At 71.3% G+C, this 16935-nt stretch carries 15 protein-coding genes, 1 tRNA gene and 1 pseudogene; 6 read left to right on the plus strand and 11 right to left on the minus strand.

All coding sequences use genetic code 11. The annotated features are described in order from the left end of the window. Nucleotides 1–200 precede the first annotated feature (200 nt). A pseudogene (locus tag BIU89_RS12300) lies at nt 201–1198 on the minus strand (sugar phosphate isomerase/epimerase family protein). Next, nucleotides 1195–2448 (minus strand): Gfo/Idh/MocA family protein, encoded by a 1254-nt coding sequence (locus tag BIU89_RS12305; RefSeq protein ID WP_071246896.1) that lies wholly within the window; start codon nt 2446–2448, stop codon nt 1195–1197. The pseudogene BIU89_RS12300 and the gene BIU89_RS12305 overlap by 4 nt, the downstream one beginning before the upstream one ends. Before the next feature lie 116 nt (nt 2449–2564). On the opposite strand from BIU89_RS12305, the gene BIU89_RS12310 reads away from it, so the two are divergent. After that, nucleotides 2565–3569, plus strand: a complete 1005-nt coding sequence (locus BIU89_RS12310) for a LacI family DNA-binding transcriptional regulator (RefSeq protein ID WP_083404350.1) — start codon at nt 2565–2567, stop codon at nt 3567–3569. 78 nt (nt 3570–3647) lie between these two features. On the opposite strand, the gene BIU89_RS18940 is transcribed toward BIU89_RS12310, so the two are convergent. Continuing rightward, nucleotides 3648–3896: a hypothetical protein gene (locus BIU89_RS18940; RefSeq protein ID WP_071246901.1), complete on the minus strand. Its 249-nt coding sequence runs from the start codon at nt 3894–3896 to the stop codon at nt 3648–3650. A gap of 39 nt (nt 3897–3935) precedes the next feature. On the opposite strand from BIU89_RS18940, the gene BIU89_RS12320 reads away from it, so the two are divergent. Then, nucleotides 3936–4133: a hypothetical protein gene (locus BIU89_RS12320; RefSeq protein ID WP_071246903.1), complete on the plus strand. Its 198-nt coding sequence runs from the start codon at nt 3936–3938 to the stop codon at nt 4131–4133. Nucleotides 4134–4135: 2 nt separating this feature from the next. On the opposite strand, the gene BIU89_RS12325 is transcribed toward BIU89_RS12320, so the two are convergent. Continuing rightward, nucleotides 4136–4663, minus strand: coding sequence for a hypothetical protein (locus BIU89_RS12325; RefSeq protein WP_071246905.1), 528 nt, complete (start codon nt 4661–4663; stop codon nt 4136–4138). 133 nt (nt 4664–4796) lie between these two features. On the opposite strand from BIU89_RS12325, the gene BIU89_RS12330 reads away from it, so the two are divergent. Continuing rightward, nucleotides 4797–5285, plus strand: coding sequence for a hypothetical protein (locus BIU89_RS12330; RefSeq protein WP_071246907.1), 489 nt, complete (start codon nt 4797–4799; stop codon nt 5283–5285). A 267-nt stretch (nt 5286–5552) separates the two neighbouring features. Here BIU89_RS12330 and BIU89_RS12335 read toward each other — a convergent pair. The 4 genes from BIU89_RS12335 to BIU89_RS12350 all read right to left on the minus strand — a co-directional run bounded on the left by BIU89_RS12335 (nt 5553) and on the right by BIU89_RS12350 (nt 9921). Next, nucleotides 5553–5642: transfer RNA gene (locus BIU89_RS12335), tRNA-Ser, on the minus strand. Between the two features lie 501 nt (nt 5643–6143). After that, nucleotides 6144–7415: an LCP family protein gene (locus BIU89_RS12340; protein ID WP_254791620.1), complete on the minus strand. Its 1272-nt coding sequence runs from the start codon at nt 7413–7415 to the stop codon at nt 6144–6146. A gap of 201 nt (nt 7416–7616) precedes the next feature. Beyond that, nucleotides 7617–8297 (minus strand): GntR family transcriptional regulator, encoded by a 681-nt coding sequence (locus BIU89_RS12345; RefSeq protein WP_071246909.1) that lies wholly within the window; start codon nt 8295–8297, stop codon nt 7617–7619. 169 nt (nt 8298–8466) lie between these two features. Further along, nucleotides 8467–9921 carry an MFS transporter gene (locus tag BIU89_RS12350; protein WP_441294451.1) on the minus strand — a complete coding sequence of 485 codons (1455 nt, stop codon included), beginning with the start codon at nt 9919–9921 and terminating at the stop codon, nt 8467–8469. 210 nt (nt 9922–10131) lie between these two features. On the opposite strand from BIU89_RS12350, the gene BIU89_RS12355 reads away from it, so the two are divergent. Both BIU89_RS12355 and BIU89_RS12360 read left to right on the plus strand, forming a co-directional pair. After that, nucleotides 10132–11517: an AAA family ATPase gene (locus BIU89_RS12355; protein ID WP_027466108.1), complete on the plus strand. Its 1386-nt coding sequence runs from the start codon at nt 10132–10134 to the stop codon at nt 11515–11517. Then, nucleotides 11510–13528, plus strand: a complete 2019-nt coding sequence (locus BIU89_RS12360; protein ID WP_071246913.1) for a vWA domain-containing protein — start codon at nt 11510–11512, stop codon at nt 13526–13528. The genes BIU89_RS12355 and BIU89_RS12360 overlap by 8 nt, the downstream gene beginning before the upstream one ends. A gap of 70 nt (nt 13529–13598) precedes the next feature. Here the strand turns inward: BIU89_RS12360 and BIU89_RS12365 are convergent, their stop codons facing one another. The 3 genes from BIU89_RS12365 to BIU89_RS12375 are packed head-to-tail and all read right to left on the minus strand — an operon-like array spanning nt 13599 to nt 15649. Then, on the minus strand, nt 13599–14357 hold the full coding sequence (locus BIU89_RS12365) for an SCO1664 family protein (RefSeq protein ID WP_071246915.1): 759 nt from the start codon (nt 14355–14357) through the stop codon (nt 13599–13601). Next, nucleotides 14354–14881 (minus strand): DUF3090 domain-containing protein, encoded by a 528-nt coding sequence (locus BIU89_RS12370; RefSeq protein ID WP_027466105.1) that lies wholly within the window; start codon nt 14879–14881, stop codon nt 14354–14356. The genes BIU89_RS12365 and BIU89_RS12370 overlap by 4 nt, the downstream gene beginning before the upstream one ends. 33 nt (nt 14882–14914) lie before the next feature. Next, nucleotides 14915–15649 carry an MSMEG_4193 family putative phosphomutase gene (locus BIU89_RS12375; RefSeq protein WP_071246917.1) on the minus strand — a complete coding sequence of 245 codons (735 nt, stop codon included), beginning with the start codon at nt 15647–15649 and terminating at the stop codon, nt 14915–14917. Nucleotides 15650–15717: 68 nt separating this feature from the next. Between BIU89_RS12375 and BIU89_RS12380 the strand changes: the two genes are divergently transcribed. After that, on the plus strand, nt 15718–16935 hold the full coding sequence (locus tag BIU89_RS12380) for an MFS transporter (protein WP_071246919.1): 1218 nt from the start codon (nt 15718–15720) through the stop codon (nt 16933–16935).

Consider the following 16935-nt stretch of genomic DNA (forward strand, 5'->3'; position numbering starts at 1 on the left):
CGGGGACAGGTGTCGTGCATGCTACATCGGGCCGGTGACAGCACCCGGTACGGGTGCACGGACTGGTCGTTCCGCGCACCGGCGGCCGATCCGCGTGTGGTGGGGCCGGGAGGCACGACCCCACCACACGCCGATCCGTCACCCCGTGCGCGGAACGGCCCACGGGCCTCCAGGCGGTGTCCGGGCCGGCTGACGGACGGTCAGGACCGGGGCCCCAGCGCCGCATCCGCGGCGCGCAGCACGCGCGCGGCGACCGCGACCCCGTCTTCGCGCCCGAGCTCGGTGTCCTCGTGCTCGATGTTCACCCACATGTCCGGGTCCGCAGGGCCTCGAGGAACGTCGTCCAGTACGCCTCGTCGTGCCCCTTGCCGAGCGCGACGAAGTCCCACGCCGACGGCTTCGGCCACTCGTTCGCCCACTCGTCGCCGCCGAGGTTCGTGCGCGGCTCGTCCGGCGACGAACGGCGGAACGAGTTGTCGAGCACCCCGTTGATCGCGGCGTGCGGGTTGATCCGGACGTCCTTCGCGGCGGCGTGGAACACGAGCGGACCGAGGTCGCGGGCGACCGCCACCGGGTCCATCTGCTGCCAGAACAGGTGCGAGGCGTCCAGCTCGACCCCCACGTTGGTCAGCCCGCCGCGCTCGACGAGCTCCCGGATCGACGCCGGGTTGAACACGAGGTTCTGCGGGTGCAGCTCGAGCGCGACCTTGACGCCGTGCTCCCGGGCCAGGGCGTCGATCTCCTGCCAGAACGGCACCGCGACGCTCCACTGGTGCTCGAGGACGTCGAGCGCCGCCGAGTTCCAGGCGTTCACGATCCAGTTCGGCCGCGTCCCGCCCGGCTCCCCCGCCGGCAGTCCGGACATCGTGACGACGCGGTCCTGCCCGAGGCGCGCCGCGAGGCGGATGCTGCGCCGGACGTCCTCGGCGTGCGCGGGGCCGATCGCCGGATCGGGGTGCAGCGGGTTGCCGTTGCAGTTGAGCCCGGCGATCTCGACGCCGGTCCCCGCGAACTGCGCGAGGAACGCGTCACGCGCCCCGTCGTCCTGCAGGATCGCGTCGATGTCGGGCACGTGCACCGGGGGCAGGAACCCGCCGGTGTTCAGCTCGATGCCGGTGAGGCCGTTGGCCGCGATGACCCGGAGTGCGTCGGCGAGGGGCCGGTCGTGCAGGATCGCGTTGTAGAGACCGAGCTTCATGCGCGGACCCCCTCGGCGGTCACCGCGGTGGCGGTCACCGCGTCGGCCTCCGCCACGTCGACGGATGCACCCCCGGCCGCGGCGGACCGTGCCACCGCGTCGAGGACCTCCATGTTGTGCACGCCGTCGTCGAACGTGGCGTTCGCGGGCAGGGCGTCGGGCACGGCGCCGGTCAGCCCGGCGATCTCGTCGAGGAACGCCCGCGCCTGGTACTCGAACATCTGGTTCTGCCCCCAGCCGACGCCCGGGGCGTCCATCGCCATGCCGCCCGCGACGTAGGGGTGGTCCGGGCCGAGCACGACCTGTCGGTACCCACCCGTGCGCGAGCCGTCGGACTGCAGCGCGAGGCCGATCTCGGAGGCGCGCTCCTGGTCCCAGCGGGCGGCGCCGCGCTCGCAGAACACCTCGATCACGAGGCCGTTCGGGTGCCCGGCCGCGACGCGCGAGGCCTCGAGCGACCCGACGACCGTGCCGTCACCGAACCGTGCGCTGAACGTGGCGTAGTCGTCGTTGCCGACGGCCGCGGTCTCACCGGTGAGCGGGACGGCCTGCCCGCGCAGGGCGTGTCCGGCGGCGACGGGGCGCTCGGTGATCGACGTGGTGAACGTCCCACCGCTGACGCTCCGGACCGGACCGGCCAGGAACTCGGCGACGTAGGACAGGTGCGAGCCGACGTCGGCGAGCGCGCCGGACCCCGGCTCCCCCGCGAACCGCCACGAGAACGGGACGTCGGGCGAGGCGCCGTAGTCGGCCCAGTACCGGCCGGAGACGTGCAGCACCCGGCCGAGCGTGCCGTCCTCGACGAGCTCCCTGATGGCCGCGAGCCCGGGAGCCCGGCGGTAGGTGAACCCGATGCGGCCGAGCACCCCGCGCTGCGCGGCCTCGGCAGCGGCGGACGCCATCGCGCGTGCGTCGTCGAGCGAGTCGGACAGCGGCTTCTCGCACAGCACGTGCTTGCCGGCGGCGAGCAGCCCCTCGACGATCTCGCGGTGCAGGGTGTTCGCGACGACGACGCTCACCACGTCGATGTCGTCCGCCGCCGCGACGGCGCGCCAGTCGGTGTCGTGCCGCTCGTAGCCGAAGCGCCGTGCGGCCTCGACGGCGAGGGGCTCGTAGACGTCGCCGACCGAGACGAGCCGGACCGGCGGCAGCGTCGCGGTGAAGAGGGAGGGTGCGTTCCGCCACGCAGCCATGTGGGCCTTGCCCGCCATGCCCGCGCCGATGACGGCGACGCCGATGCTGTCGCTCATGTTCTCTCCTTCGAGAAGGTCGCTGGATCCCGATTCTGGAACGTTCCAGAACGTGTCGGTAGACTGTAGCCGCACAAGCCCATGTCCTGTCAAGCACCGTGCCGGAAAGGCTCAGCGTGACCCCTCGCCCGCCGACGATCATCGACGTCGCCGCACGCGCAGGCGTCTCGAAGTCCCTGGTGTCGATGGTGCTGCGCGACGATCCCGGGGTCTCCCCGGCCCGGCGCTCCGCGGTGCTCGCCGCCGTCGCGGAACTCGGCTACCGCCCGAACCGCGCCGCCGCCATCCTCGCCGGCACCCGGACCCGCACCATCGGGGTCATCGTCGACGACTTCCGGAACCCCTGGTACGTCCCGATGCTCGACGGCATCCGCGAGGCCCTCGCCCCGCACGGACTCCGCCTCACCCTGGCCGACACCCGGGCCAACGCCCACCTCGACTCCTCGCCCTTCGACGACCTGGTCTCCCTGCGGGTCGACGGCGTGGTGCTCGCCGCCGAGGGCTTCCCCGACGTCGTCGTCCCCGCCGACACCCCGGTCGTGATCGCCGGCGCGCGCGCGGACGTACCGGGCGGACTCGACGTGGTCGCCTCCGACGAAGCCGCCGGCGGGCGGTTGGCAGCGGATCACCTGATCGGCCTGGGTCACCGCCGCATCGCCCACGTCACCGGCTCGGGAGGCCCGGCTGCAGTCCGCCGTCAGGCCACCGTCGCGCAGCTGGCCGCGTCCGGCATCGAGCCGCTGGTCTACGGCTCCGGCCCGACCTCGGAGACGACCGGCTACGAGGGCATGCGGCTCGCACTCCGGGAGCACCCGGACCTGACCGCGGTGTTCGCCGCGAACGACGTCATGGCGATGGGCGCGATCGCCGCCGTGCAGGAAGCCGGACTCCGCGTGCCGCAGGACGTCTCGGTGATCGGCAACGACGAGACCCCGCTCGCCGCGTCACCCCTGCTGCGCCTGACGACGGTCGACCCGCACAACGACGAGGTGGGGCGCCTGGCGGCTGCGCGGTTGGTCGAGCGGATCGGCGCCGCAGCGGGGACGCCGACGGATCCGATCAGGACACTCGTGCCACCGACGCTCGTCGTGCGGTCGACGACGGGGCCGCCGCGCGCCTGAGTGGTGACCGCCCCGGGGCCGACGCCGGCGGGGCGGAGGTGCGCCGGACCTCCAGGCCGGGTGCGAGGTGACCCGAGGTCAGACGCGCGCGCCCTCGAGCCGCTCGACGGACTCGGCCAGGTCGGCGAGCTCGGGGACCTCGTGCGCCTCGGCGAGGGCGCCCTCGAGCGCCGCGGCGTGGATCGGTGTCGCACGCTCGAGCAGGACCTGCCCGGCGTGCGTGAGCTCCGTGTAGAGCCCGCGACGGTCGTCGGTCAGCCTGTACCGAAAGCTCCGCGGAGAGAAACCTCTGTGGCTGGACGAACTCGACCGGATGGTGAAGCTCACCGGTCGGGATTTCTCGTTCTTCCTGCCCTCGGGGCCGGCGTGAACGAGCAGCCTCCCATCGAACAGCTCGCCTACTCCATCCTGAACTTCGCGAAGGCCGTCGACCTCTCGGAGACGACGATTCGTGGCGCGATCCGGCGCAGCGAGCTGATCCCCTGCTACCCGGCGAAGATGAAGCCGATCATCACGCGGGAGGACGGAATCCGCTGGTTGCGGTCACTGCGATCCGAGCCGTGACTTCACTCGCGCGCGAACAGCTCTTGCGCAAGCAACTGCAAGCCCTCGTAGTCCCGGTTGTATCGCTCCGGGTTCAACGGCAGAGACACCGTGGTCCCATCGCTGAGACTGATCTCGATGTCGAGCTGGCGCGGCCAGTCCTTGGACGAGTCGTCGTCCGTGCGGCTCGACCTCGTCACAGCAACACTCGTGACCGAGTCGCGTCGCACCGCCCAGACCTTCGCGGCGTTGAGAAAGAGGGACGGGGCGTCAACGTCTGTCGCAGCTTCCACCCGGATGATCTGCGTGTCGGTGAAGACGACGATTCGCACCTCCGTGACCTTCTGGTCCCCCTGTGAAGGCCTCCCGACGAATCCACCCGCGTAGCGAATGCGACTGACGTCTCCCACAAGGGATGCGACCGGCGCGAGCGCGGTATCTCCCCATCGAGAATCCTCACGGATGGACTGGTCCTCCCACGACCCGCCATCGAGGAACGTCAGGCGTTGAGTGATGAAGCTTGCGATGGTGTCAGCGTCAGAAGGTGTCACTGGTCACCCTCTCGAAGAATGCTCATAGCTGGAGGTTACTGCGGCGGGCAGTCGCTGGGAAGGAGCTCGCCTGGGTCCGTTGTCGGTGCTGTGTAGTGTGCCGATGACTGCCCCGCTCACCCGAAGGAGCCGAATGCTCTACCTCGTCCGACCGAACACTCGCCTCGCCTGGAACGACCTCCCCACGAACACAGTGCTCGATGCAGCGAGGGAGCGGGGTGTGGATCTCGCCGACCTAGCTTGGGAACCCGCAGAGCGGGAGCTGACGTTGGATGTTGTCCGCCTTGCCCTGCGACACGGCGTCGCGTGTTCGACCGGGATCGTCCTGCCCGGGATCGTTCTCTACGCGGAGCAGAAGGCACAGGAACTTCGCTCGATCCACGCCGACCTAGTTGAGGCCCGAGCGAAGGCGTACACGCCGCAACTCGAGGCGTTCCTGGAAGCGCTCACACCAGGATGGACCGAGAGCGGCCGAGAGCTCGATGCGCGCGTCGACGAGAGCAACGCCCGCTCCGTGCGCGAAGCGGAAGAAGTCCGATCCCGGCTTCTGGCTTCCGAGCCGCTGGCGCCGCTCGTCACGCACTGGCGGTCCCTCGGCGGATTCGATCCAGACCCGAGCTGAGCGAGCGCGGGTCACGCGAAGACCCCCTCGAGCGTCTGAAGGAGGCCGAGGGGGTCTGTGCGTTCGGGCGTCAGATTAGCGACTGAGCGGTGAGGTCGTAGGCCGTGAGCTGCCCGACCGCGAACGCCGCGGTCCCCGGCTGGACGAACATCTTGAGGTCGATGCTGTTAGCGGATGTGTTCGATCTGTGGGGCTCTGCCGCTTCCTGAAACGGCGGAAGCCCCTCCGTCCCGCGTGTTCATGCGGATCGAAAGGGCTTCTCGTGTGCGGAGACGGAGGGATTTGAACCCTCGGTCCCCTCAAAGGGGACTCCACCTTAGCAGGGTGGTGCACTCGGCCGGACTATGCGACGTCTCCAAGCACTCTCGCGAGCGCTGCGACCACCATACAGGAGGACCGCGCCACTCTCGACCCGACGCACGCCCGCGCGTGGCACGACCCGTCATACTCGGTCCCCCGAAGTGGGGACACGTGGGGGTTGTCGGGGCGTACCCCACTGCATAGCATCATCGGGACGCGGCAATCACGTTCCGGGGCTCGTCCCCGTCGTCGCGACACAGCACCCGACGTCGTTCCCCGTGCGGGCCCGGCGCGCCCGATCGCGTGGCGCCCGGCGGGGAGCGACTCCCCTGGGGGCGCGGCCCACCACCGCGCCCCCGTTTCTGCGTTCGGGGCGGGTGCACTGCTGACGTTCCGGCGCACGCACGCACGGCAACGGGTGGGCCCATGAAAGCGACACTGCGCCGCCGAGCTCGGCCGTCACTGGCGCCAGGGCGACAGAGTGCCGCGGATGTTCGGCGGCAGACTGTCGCTTTCGCGAAAGGGGCGAGGGGCCAGTCGCAGCCCCCGCGCCGCGCCTCAGTACCCGAACGCCTTGGAGCAGGTCTGCTGGTCGGCGGACTGGCCCTCGAGCCCGTCGATGGTCTCGGGCGTCGCCGAGGGGGTGCGCGGCGCGGCGGACGACGGCGCCGCCGGGGTCGCCGGCGTGGCAGGCTCCGGCGCAGCGGCCGGCGACGAGGGTGCCGCGTTCGGCTGCGTCGGACTCGTCTCGGACCCGATGCCCGTGCTGTCCGCCCCGAGGGAGAACGACTGGTCGGCCTTGATCTTCGCGAACAGCCGGTCGGCCAGGTACGTCGTCGGCTCGACCTTGCCCTCGTAGACGCCGGTGCCGCCCGTGGTGCCCGGGTACTGCACGAAGTTCACCTGCGCCAGCGGCAGGTCCCGCAGCGCCAGGCCCATCTGCACCATCGTCCCGATGTCGTTCAGGCTCTGGGACAGCTGCATGTTCGACGCCGCCGCCCGGGCCAGCTTGTACAGGCGGGCCGGCGAACCGAGGGTGTCGTTCGACTTCACGGTGCGGAGCAGCGACGACAGGAACACCTGCTGGCTCGAGATCCGACCGAGGTCCGACCCGTCGCCGACCCCGTGCCGGGTGCGCAGGAACGCCAGGGCCTCGTCGCCCTGCAGGGTCGAGGTGCCGGCGGGCAGGTTCAGCCCGGTGTACGAGTCGGTGATCGGCTGGGCGACGCAGACGGGCACGCCGCCGATCGCGTTCGACATCTCGATGACACCCTTGAAGGACACCGCCGCCGAGTACTGGATGTCGAGCCCGGTCAGCCCGGCGACCGTCTGCGTGACGCAGTTCAGGCCCCCCTCGCCGAACGAGGTGTTGATCGGCTGCGCGGCCATCGCCGGGGCCGTGCCCGTGCCGTCCGTCTTCTTGCAGGCCGGGATCGGCGTGACGAGGTCGCGCGGGATGCTCACCGCGGTCGCGTTGGTGTGGTCGGCCGAGACGTGCAGCAGGATGTTGACGTCGTTGAGGGTCGCGTCACGCTCCCCGAACGCCGCGCTCTGGTCGGGGTCGTTGTCGGTGCCGACGACGAGCATGTTGAACCCGCCCGTGAAGGCGCTGAGCGGCTTCGCACCACCCTGCGCCTGCGGTGCGGGCTGGCCCTGGATCTCCACGCCGTCACCGAGGTCGTCCGTGACCTGCTTCGCCGCGATCGCCGTCACCGAGACCGAGCTCACCAGGGCCACTGCGACGACGGCGGACACCGTCTTGGCCGCGGTCGCCAGGGGGCTCGAGCGCCGCAGACGTCCGTGCCGTGCGATCCCGGGTGCTCGGTTCAAGCGGTGGGATCGATCGCGGACGTCGTTCACGGGCACTCCTGTCGTCGGTGGACACGCCGGGGACGGCAACCGGTCAAGGCTGCCACGACGTTGCCTGACGATCCAGTGCGAGGGGCACCGCGACCGCGCACTGCGCGGCGGCGGGACCTGCGGAACACGGCGGCGGACGCGGACCTGAGCGGATCCGCAGCCGCCGCCGGTTCAGGCCGACACGACCACCCGGAAGCGGTCCGGCAGCGCGACCAGGGCCGACGACAGGTCGAGGAGCGCCGCGGCGCAGTCGTCGAGGGCGTCTCGCTCCGCGGCGTCCGCGGCCCGCTCGACGATCTCGACCCGTCGTCGCCGGTCGACCACCGCATCGATCCCGTTCGCCAGGGCGACGTCGTCGGTGAAGAACATGTCGAGCACGATGCGCTGCGACAGCAACCAGTCACCGCTGACCGACGACCCGCGCCGCCGCAGGTACCAGGCCCCGAGTTCGACGAAGGCACCGGCTTCGGTCCAGCACTCGCGCAGCCACGCCTTGTCGAACCGGTCGTGGTACCCGACGGAGTTCGACGGCGGATCGACGAGCAGGGCCTGGGCGATCCGCAGTCGCTCGATCATCTGGTCGACGGACCACTGCGCGATCACGACACCGACGTACCGCTGCACGCTGGCCAGCTGCAGGGACTCGAGGGTCACGAGGGCTTCGCGCACCGGTGTGCGCGACACCCGCATGTCCGATGCGAGAGTGTCGAGCCGCAGCCGCTGCCCACGGCGGTACTCCCCCCGCAGGACGTGGTCGAGCAGTCGCAGGAACACCGCGTCGCGCAGCAGACTGCGGCGCAGGCCGTGGGGATCGAGGCCGTCGGCCCCGGCTCGGGCGGGAGTGTGCTCCATCACCCCAGGTTCACGCACGGGCGGCACCCCCGAGGCGAGGGCGGTCGCTGCCGTGGATCGTGGTCGCCGGTGTCGTGCTGTGGAGGAGTGCCATGCACGCACAGTGACAGCGCTGCGACGGCGGCGCTAAACACTCTGAATACAGAATGTCAGACCGCCGCCGCCGGGCTCACCTCCGGTCGGACTTCGCGTCCCCGGTGAGCACCGAGAGCGGTTGGGTGACGTCCTCCAGCCCCTTCCGTGCGGCGTCGACCCCGAAGATCAGGGCCACCACGCCGCCGCCGATCATCACCGCGGATCCGAGCAAGTACCCCCAGAACAGCGGCTCCCGCGACGACCCGTCACCGATGAAGGCGCCGTAGATGGCCGGCGCGACCGCACCGAAGATCTGCGCCAGGGCGAAGAAGTACGAGATGGCCTGCGACCGCAGCTCGAGCGGGAAGATCTCACTGACGGTCAGGTAGGCGCTCGACGCCCCGGCCGAGGCGAAGAAGAACGAGACGCACCAGAACGCGACCTGCACCGTCGCCGAGATCGCGTCGGCCCGGAAGAGGAACGCCGACGTGGCGAGCACGAGGCCGGACACCAGGTACGTCAGGAAGATCATCTGGCGACGACCCCAGGTGTCGAAGAAGCGCCCCAGGATGATCGGACCGAGCAGGTTGCCGATCGCGAACGGGAAGAAGTAGACCGCCGTCTCCGCCGTCTTCAGGCCGAAGAAGTTCGTCAGGACCAGGGCGTAGGTGAAGAAGATCGCGTTGTACAGGAACGCCTGCGTGATCATCATCGTCGCGCCGACGAGCGTGCGGGTCGGGTACTGCTTCAGCAGCACGCGCGCGATGGCGAGGAACCCGACGCGGTCGCTCGGCGTGACCGTCATCGCCTTCGACTGGTCGACCGCCGGCAGGGGCTTGCCGGTCGCCTTCTCCACCGACTCCTCGATGCGGGAGACGGTGGCCTCGGCCTCTTCCTCGCGCCCGTGCGTCATCAGCCACCGCGGACTCTCCGGGATGTGCCGTCGCAGGAAGATGATCGCGATGCCGAGCACCGGGCCGAGGAAGAACCCGATGCGCCAGCCGATGTTCTCGGCGAAGTAGGACGTGTCGAGCAGGTAGATGTTCGCGAACGCGCCGAGTGCCGCACCGCCCCAGTACGTGCCGTTGATGGCGATGTCGACGTGGCCGCGGTACTTCGCCGGGATGAGTTCGTCGATCGCCGAGTTGATCGCCGCGTACTCACCGCCGATGCCCAACCCCGCGACGAACCGGAAGGCCGCCAGGAACCAGAAGTCCTGCGCGAGGCCCGCGATGCCCGAACCGACCAGGTAGATCGCGAGCGTCAGGATGAACAGCTTGCGGCGCCCCAACCGGTCGGACATGCGCCCGAACACCAGGGCACCGACGACCTGGCCGACCAGGTAGATCGTGCCGAGGGACGTCACCTGCTGCGTGGACAGGTTCAGGTCCGCCTGGAAGCCCGCGTTCGACACGATCTGGATCTCGAGACCGTCGAGGATCCAGGACACGCCGAGTCCGACGACGACGCTCCAGTGGAACCGGGTCCACGGCAAGCGGTCCATCCTGGCGGGCACCAGGCTCTTGATGGTTGCGTTCGCGCTGCTCACGAAATGGGACCGTACGCCGAGATCGCCGATGTGGTTCAGATGCGGAACGAGCAACCGGGGGCGGAGCCGGATCCCCCTACTTCGAATCCGGCTCCGTCGCCGGGATCTCAATGATCGCAAGTGCGATGGAAACCCACAAGCGGACGGACGGGAGGCCCGTGGCGGGCCCCGCCACGGGCCTCCCGTCCCACAAGGCGTAACGTCCAGAACGTGACCCGACCTGACATCCGCACGGTCGGCGAGCTCCGCACCTCTGGTCACGTCCAGAAGACGGTCCGCGCCGAGATCCGCGACAACCTGCTCACCGCCCTGCGCCAGGGCACCGATCCGTGGCCCGGCCTGCACGGCTTCGAGACCACCGTCATCCCCCAGCTCGAACGCGCCCTGATCGCCGGCCACGACGTCGTCCTGCTCGGCGAGCGCGGCCAGGGCAAGACCCGGCTGCTCCGCACCCTGCAGGGCCTGCTCGACGAGTGGACACCGGTCATCACCGGCTCCGAACTCGGCGAGCACCCGTACGAACCGATCACCACCGCGAGCATCCGGCGTGCCGACGACCTCGGCGACGCCCTGCCGATCAGCTGGCGGCACCGCGACGACCGCTACGTCGAGAAGCTCGCGACGCCGGACACGAGCGTCGCCGACCTGATCGGCGACGTCGACCCGATGAAGGTCGCCGAGGGCCGCAGCCTGGGCGACCCGGAGACCATCCACTTCGGGCTCGTCCCCCGCGGGCACCGTGGCATCGTCGCGATCAACGAACTGCCCGACCTGGCCGAACGCATCCAGGTCGCGATGCTCAACGTGATGGAGGAGCGCGACGTCCAGATCCGCGGCTACGTGCTGCGTCTGCCGCTCGACGTGCTCGTCGTGGCGAGCGCGAACCCCGAGGACTACACGAACCGCGGCCGGATCATCACACCGCTGAAGGACCGCTTCGGCGCCGAGATCCGCACGCACTACCCGATCGAGCTCGACGACGAGATCGCCGTCATCCGGCAGGAGGCCCAGCTGACGGCCGAGGTCCCCGACGCCCTGATCGAGATCCTCGCCCGGTTCACCCGGGCACTGCGTGGTTCGAGCGCCGTCGACCAGCGCAGCGGTGTGAGCGCCCGGTTCGCGATCGCCGGTGCCGAGACGGTGTCCGCCGCCGCGGTGCACCGTGCAGCACGCCAGGGCGAGGACGAGGCGGTCGCGCGGCCGATCGACCTCGAGACCGCGGTGGACGTCCTCGGCGGCAAGATCGAGTTCGAGAACGGCGAAGAGGACCGGGCCGACGAGGTCCTCGAGCACCTGCTCCGCACCGCGACCGCCGAGACCGTGCGCTCCCGGTTCAAAGGCCTCGACTTCGCGGTGCTCGTGGACGCGCTCGACGGCGGCACGATGGTGACCACGGGCGAGCAGGTCAGCGCCCGGGCGTTCCTCGAGGGCCTGCCGTCGATCGGTGAGTCCGACCTGTACGACCAGGTGTGCGACAGGATGGGTGCCACGAACGACGGCGAACGCGCCGGCGCGATCGAGCTCGCACTCGAGGGCCTGTTCCTGGCCCGGCGCATCAGCAAGGAGTCCGGCGGGGGCGAAGCCGTCTATGGCTAGGCAGAACCGGCGCCTGACGCGCGACACCCGGTACGGCCGGTACACCGACGGACCCGACCCGCTCGCCGCCCCGGTCGACCTGGCCGAGGCGCTCGACGCCATCGGGCAGGACGTGATGGGCGGCACGTCGCCCGAGCGCGCGATGCGGGAGTTCCTGCGACGCGGCGGCCGGACGCAGCGCGGCCTCGACGACCTGGCCCGACGGGTGGCCGAGCGCCGCCGTGAGCTGACGAGCAAGAACAACCTCGACGGCACCCTGCAGCAGGTGCGCGAGCTCCTGGACCAGGCGCTGCTCGCCGAGCGCGGGGAGCTCGCCCGCAACGTCGACCTCGACGACGGCGACCGGGCCCTGGCCGAACTGCAGCTCGACAGCCTGTCGCTCTCTCCCGCCGCCGCGGTGCAGGAACTCGGCGACTACGACTGGACGAGCCCGACCGCGCGCCAGAAGTACGACGAGATCAAGGACCTGCTCGGCCGCGAGGTGCTCGACCAGCGCTTCGCCGGCATGAAGCAGGCGCTCGAGGGTGCCACCGACCAGGACCGGGCCGCGGTCAGCGCGATGATGCAGGACCTCAACGCCCTGCTCGAGGCGCACGCCCGCGGCGAGGACACCCGGCAGCAGTTCGACGACTTCATGGACCAGCACGGCGAGTACTTCCCGTCGAACCCTGCGAACGTCGACGAGCTGCTCGACGACCTGGCAGCCCGCGCGGCCGCGGCACAGCGCATGCGGAACTCGATGACCCAGGAGCAGCGGGACGAACTCGACGCCCTCGCCCAGCAGGCCTTCGGCTCCCCCGACCTGATGGGGCAGTTGTCCCAGCTCGACGGCACCCTGCGCGCGCTGCGTCCCGGCGAGGACTGGCGCGGATCCGAGCGCATGGAGGGCGAACAGGGCCTCGGGCTGGGCGACGGCACCGGGGTGTTCCAGGACATCGCGGACCTCGACGCCCTCGCCGACCAGCTCGCCCAGTCCGGGCCGGGCTCGGAGCTCGACGACCTGGACCTCGACGCGCTGTCCCGGCAGCTCGGCGACGAGGCGGCGGTCGACGCGAAGACCCTGCAGCGCCTCGAACAGGCGCTCCGGAACTCCGGGGCGATGCGCCGCGGAGCCGACGGGCAGCTCCGGCTCACCCCGAAGGCGATGCGGCAGCTCGGCAAGAGCCTGCTCAAGGACGTCGCCCAGCGGATGTCCGGTCGCCAGGGCGCGCGGGACCTCCGTCGCTCGGGCGCCGCGGGCGAACCTTCGGGGGCGTCGCGGCAGTGGGCGTTCGGCGACACCGAGCCGTGGGACATCCCCCGCACGATCACGAACGCCGTGGTGCGGACGGCGGCCAGCGGTCGACAGGGTGCGGGCGTGCGCCTGAGCATCGAGGACGTCGAGGTGCAGGAGACCGAGGCACGCACCCAGGCCTGCGTCGCGCTGCTCGTCGACACGTCGTTCTCGATGGCGATGGAGGACCGCTGGGTGCCGATGAAGCGCACAGCCCTCGCGCTGCACACCCTGGTGTCGACCCGGTTCCGCGGCGACGACCTGCAGCTCATCGCCTTCGGTCGCGAGGCCGAGGTGATGGACGTCGAACAGCTCGTCGGTCTCGACGCGATGTGGGACAAGGGCACGAACCTGCACCACGCCCTGCTGCTCGCCAACCGGCACTTCCGCAAGCACCCCACGGCCCAACCGGTGCTCCTCATCGTCACCGACGGCGAGCCGACGTCGCACCTCGAGCCGAACGGGCAGGTCTGGTTCGACTACCCACCCGACCCGGTCACGATCGCGCTGACCGTGCGGGAGCTCGAGAACGCCGGACGCCTCGGCGCCCAGACGACGTTCTTCCGGCTCGGAGAGGACCCGGGGCTCGCCCGGTTCATCGACGCGATGGCGAAGCGGGTGGACGGCAGCGTCGTGGCACCGGAGAACGACGACCTCGGGGTCGCCGTGGTCGGCTCGTACCTCGGCTCGCGTCGCGGGGCTGGTGGCGCGCTCTTCCGCGACGACTGGGGGCTCTGAAGCCCACACGAAACGGACTGGAGGCCCGTGGCGAGACCGCCACGGGCCTCCCGTCCGTTGTCGGGTGCGTCTAGAACAGTGGCCAGGGCACGGCGGGGCCGTGACCGGGCGGCGGCGGGAAGATCCCGACGGCACGCAGGGCCGCGCAGCGCGCCCGGAGCGTGTCGATCTCCTCGTCCGTCAGGTGCTCGGCGAGCTCGTCGCCGAGACCACCGCGCAGGGCTTCGGACACGCGGTCGAGGCCCTCGAGCTCGTCCGGACCGAGGGGCTCCCCGATCCAGCCCCACAGGACCGTCCGGAGCTTGTGCTCGACGTGGAAGGTGAGCCCGTGGTCGACGCCGAAGCGGTGGCCGTCGGGCATCGCCAGCACGTGCCCGCCCTTGCGGTCGGCGTTGTTCACGACGACGTCGAAGACGGCCATCCGGCGCAGGGCCTCGGAGTCCTCGTGCACGAGCGTGACGGGCTGGTCGTGTTCGTCGATCGCCTCGAGCACGGGCAGCCAGGGCGAATCCGCTGCCTCGGCGAGCTCCGGCGTCACCAGGTCGACGGCGTCCTGCTCGGGGTCGACGTCCTGCCAGCGCTGCACCATGCCGGGCCCGAACGGACCGTCACCCATCCACGTGGGCGGCACGACCGCCCAGCCGAACGCCTCGGAGACCAGGTGCGCGGCGATCTCGCGGCCGGCGAGCGTGCCGTCCGGGAAGTCCCACAGCGGGCGCTCGCCCTCGATGGGCTTGTAGACGACGGTCGCACCGTCGAGTTCGGCGAGGAAGGTGGCGTTGGACGCCTCGCGGATGCGCGCCCGGACGGAGAGCGAGCCGTCGCTCATGCGTCGCCGGGCGGACGACCGGCGGCGACGACCTCGCGCGTGCGCTCGACGAAGGCCCGGGCGGTGCCGACCGGGATCTTCACCTGGAACAGCTCGGCGGGCTCGGGGATCTCGACGACGGCCTCGATCTCGATGCCGTCCTCGCTCTCCTCGGACACGATCTCGACCTCGTCGTCGATCGGGTACGCCTCGATGACGACCTGCGCGGTGGCCGGGTCGAAGCCCAGGCTCAGGGCTCCGGCGCGGAACTCGGCCTCGACGGGCTGGTCGAGCGGCTCCGGGTCGCGGAGCTCGGCAGGCACCGACGGCGGCACACTGAAGCGGTTGTCGTCGACGGTCGCGACCTCGTCGAGGAGCTCGTCGATCTTGTCGGCGAGCACGGCGGTCTGCTCCTTCTCGAGCGCGACGCTGGTGACGCGCCGACCGGAGCGGGCCTGGATGTAGAAGGCGCGCTCACCCGGACGGCCGATGGTGCCGACGACGAGGCGGTCCGGCCAGTCGAAGCCGTGGACGATGGTGGGCATACCCGCATTGTAGGAGCGCTCGGCTCCGGCCGTTCAGGGTCGGGCAGGACCCGCGGGCGCGTCGGGTGCCGGGTGGCCCGCGCCGCCGCCGACCGCGGCGTCCCCGCTGGGTGCCGAGGCGGTGCGCAGCCAGGACAGGTCACCGGACTCGGTGTTCGTCGCGACGACCTCGGGGCGGTGCTCGCCGTAGCGCACGACGGACACCGAGGCCGGGCCGACGCCGATGCGCTGGAACAGGTCCAGGTGCATGCCGAACGCGTCGGCGAGGACGCTCTTGATGATGTCGCCGTGGCTCACCGCGACCCAGACGGCGCCGGGTCCGTGCTCCGCCTCGACCTCGGCGTCGATGCGCCGGATGGCCGCGACGGCCCGGGACTGCATCGTCTGCATGGACTCACCACCGGGGAACACGACGGCGCTCGGGTTCGCCTGCACCGTGCGCCAGAGGGGCTCCTTCGCCAGGTCGGCGAGCTTCCGGCCCTGCCACTGCCCGTAGTCGGCCTCAGTGATGGCCCGCTCGATCAGCGAGGCGGGTGGCCCGGCCGGCCGGTCGGTCTGCCGGTCCAGGATCGCGCGGGCGGTCTGCCGGCAGCGCTCGAGCGGACTCGACACCACGGCGACGACGGGCACCGCGGCGATGCGCTCCGCGGTCCGCTCGGCCTGGGTGCGGCCGACGGCGTCGAGTCGCACGCCGGCGGTGCGTCCGGCGAGGACGCCGGTGGCGTTCGCGGTGGTGCGTCCGTGACGGACGAGGAGGACGGTCGCCATGCGCCCGATCCTAGGCGCGGGACGCGGTCTCCCTTGACGGGCCGCCCGGGGACCGATCAGATGGGGGCATGGCCGGGCGGCATCGACTCGCACTCTTCGCCACGTCGACGGTGACCGGGTTCGGGATCGCGACGTGGATCACCCGGACGCCCGCGATCCGCGACGAGCTCGGTGCCTCGATCGAGGCGATGGGCCTCGTCCTGCTCGGGCTGTCGATCGGGTCGATGATCGGGATCCTCGGCGCCGGGGCCCTGGTGCGGCGGCTCGGCAACCGCCCGCTCATCCTGCTCGGGGGCGCCCTGCCCGTCGTCGGCATGGTGCTCGTCGCGCTGCTCGCCCCGGCACAGGTCGCCGCCGGGGTCTGGGTCGGGCTGTTCCTGATCGGCTTCGGGGCGGGAGTCGCCGAGATCGGGCTGAACGTCGAGGCCGCCGCGGTCGAACGGCAGATCGGGCGACCGGTCGTGCCGGTGCTGCACGCCTGCTTCAGCCTCGGCAGCGTGGTCGGTGGGGTCGTCGGCATCGCCATGACGGCGGCGGGGACCCCGGTCCGGGTGCACCTGCTCGTCGGCGCCGCGGTGATGGCCGCGCTGGCGGTGTTCGCTGCGCTGAACCTGCGGCCGGTGCCCCGTGACGCACCGACCGATGCGCCGGCCGATGCCCGTGGCACCCGTCGGGGAGCCCGCCGCTCCGTCCTCACCGTGCAGCTCGCCATGATCGCCGTGATCACCCTGGCGATGGCCTTCGCCGAGGGTGCCGCGAGCGATTGGCTCCCGCTGCTGATGACCACCGACCACGACGCCCCCGAGTCCGTCGGGTCTCTCGTGTTCACCGGGTTCGCCCTCGCCATGCTCATCGGTCGTGCGGCCGGCACCCCGCTCGTCGCCCGGTTCGGTCGCGCCCCGGTCGTCCGGGTCTGTGCCGCGGTCGGTGCGGTGGGGGTCCTGCTCGTCGTGCTGTCACCGAGTCCGGTCGTCACCGCGGCCGCCGCCGGTGTCTGGGGGCTCGGCATCGCCCTCGGGTTCCCGCTGTCGATCTCCGCCGCGGGCGATCACCCCACCGACGGCGACCGCCGGGTGTCGGTGGTGGCCACGGCCGGGTACATCGCGTTCCTGGTGGGGCCGCCGCTGCTCGGGTTCGTCGGGGAGCACCTCGGCCTGCAGACGGCGATGCTCGTGCCCCTGGTCTTGCTGGTCGCGGCGTTCCTGGTCGCCCCGGCGACGCGGGGACGGGACACCGGGCGGACGATCGAACCGGCGGAACCGGCGCGTCGGCCGTCCGGTCGGTAG

It is taken from the genome of Curtobacterium sp. MCBA15_005 (genome assembly GCF_001864855.1).
Taxonomy (GTDB): domain Bacteria; phylum Actinomycetota; class Actinomycetes; order Actinomycetales; family Microbacteriaceae; genus Curtobacterium; species Curtobacterium flaccumfaciens.

What these genes read in the sequence shown, in the direction of transcription:
- BIU89_RS12345 (WP_071246909.1), bottom strand. Translation starts at nt 8,297, where the DNA reads ATGGAGCACACTCCCGCCCGAGCCGGGGCCGACGGCCTCGATCCCCAC.
- BIU89_RS12360 (WP_071246913.1), top strand. Translation starts at nt 11,510, where the DNA reads ATGGCTAGGCAGAACCGGCGCCTGACGCGCGACACCCGGTACGGCCGG.
- BIU89_RS12375 (WP_071246917.1), bottom strand. Translation starts at nt 15,649, where the DNA reads ATGGCGACCGTCCTCCTCGTCCGTCACGGACGCACCACCGCGAACGCC.
- BIU89_RS12305 (WP_071246896.1), bottom strand. Translation starts at nt 2,448, where the DNA reads ATGAGCGACAGCATCGGCGTCGCCGTCATCGGCGCGGGCATGGCGGGC.
- BIU89_RS12370 (WP_027466105.1), bottom strand. Translation starts at nt 14,881, where the DNA reads ATGCCCACCATCGTCCACGGCTTCGACTGGCCGGACCGCCTCGTCGTC.
- BIU89_RS12330 (WP_071246907.1), top strand. Translation starts at nt 4,797, where the DNA reads ATGCTCTACCTCGTCCGACCGAACACTCGCCTCGCCTGGAACGACCTC.
- BIU89_RS12380 (WP_071246919.1), top strand. Translation starts at nt 15,718, where the DNA reads ATGGCCGGGCGGCATCGACTCGCACTCTTCGCCACGTCGACGGTGACC.
- BIU89_RS12365 (WP_071246915.1), bottom strand. Translation starts at nt 14,357, where the DNA reads ATGAGCGACGGCTCGCTCTCCGTCCGGGCGCGCATCCGCGAGGCGTCC.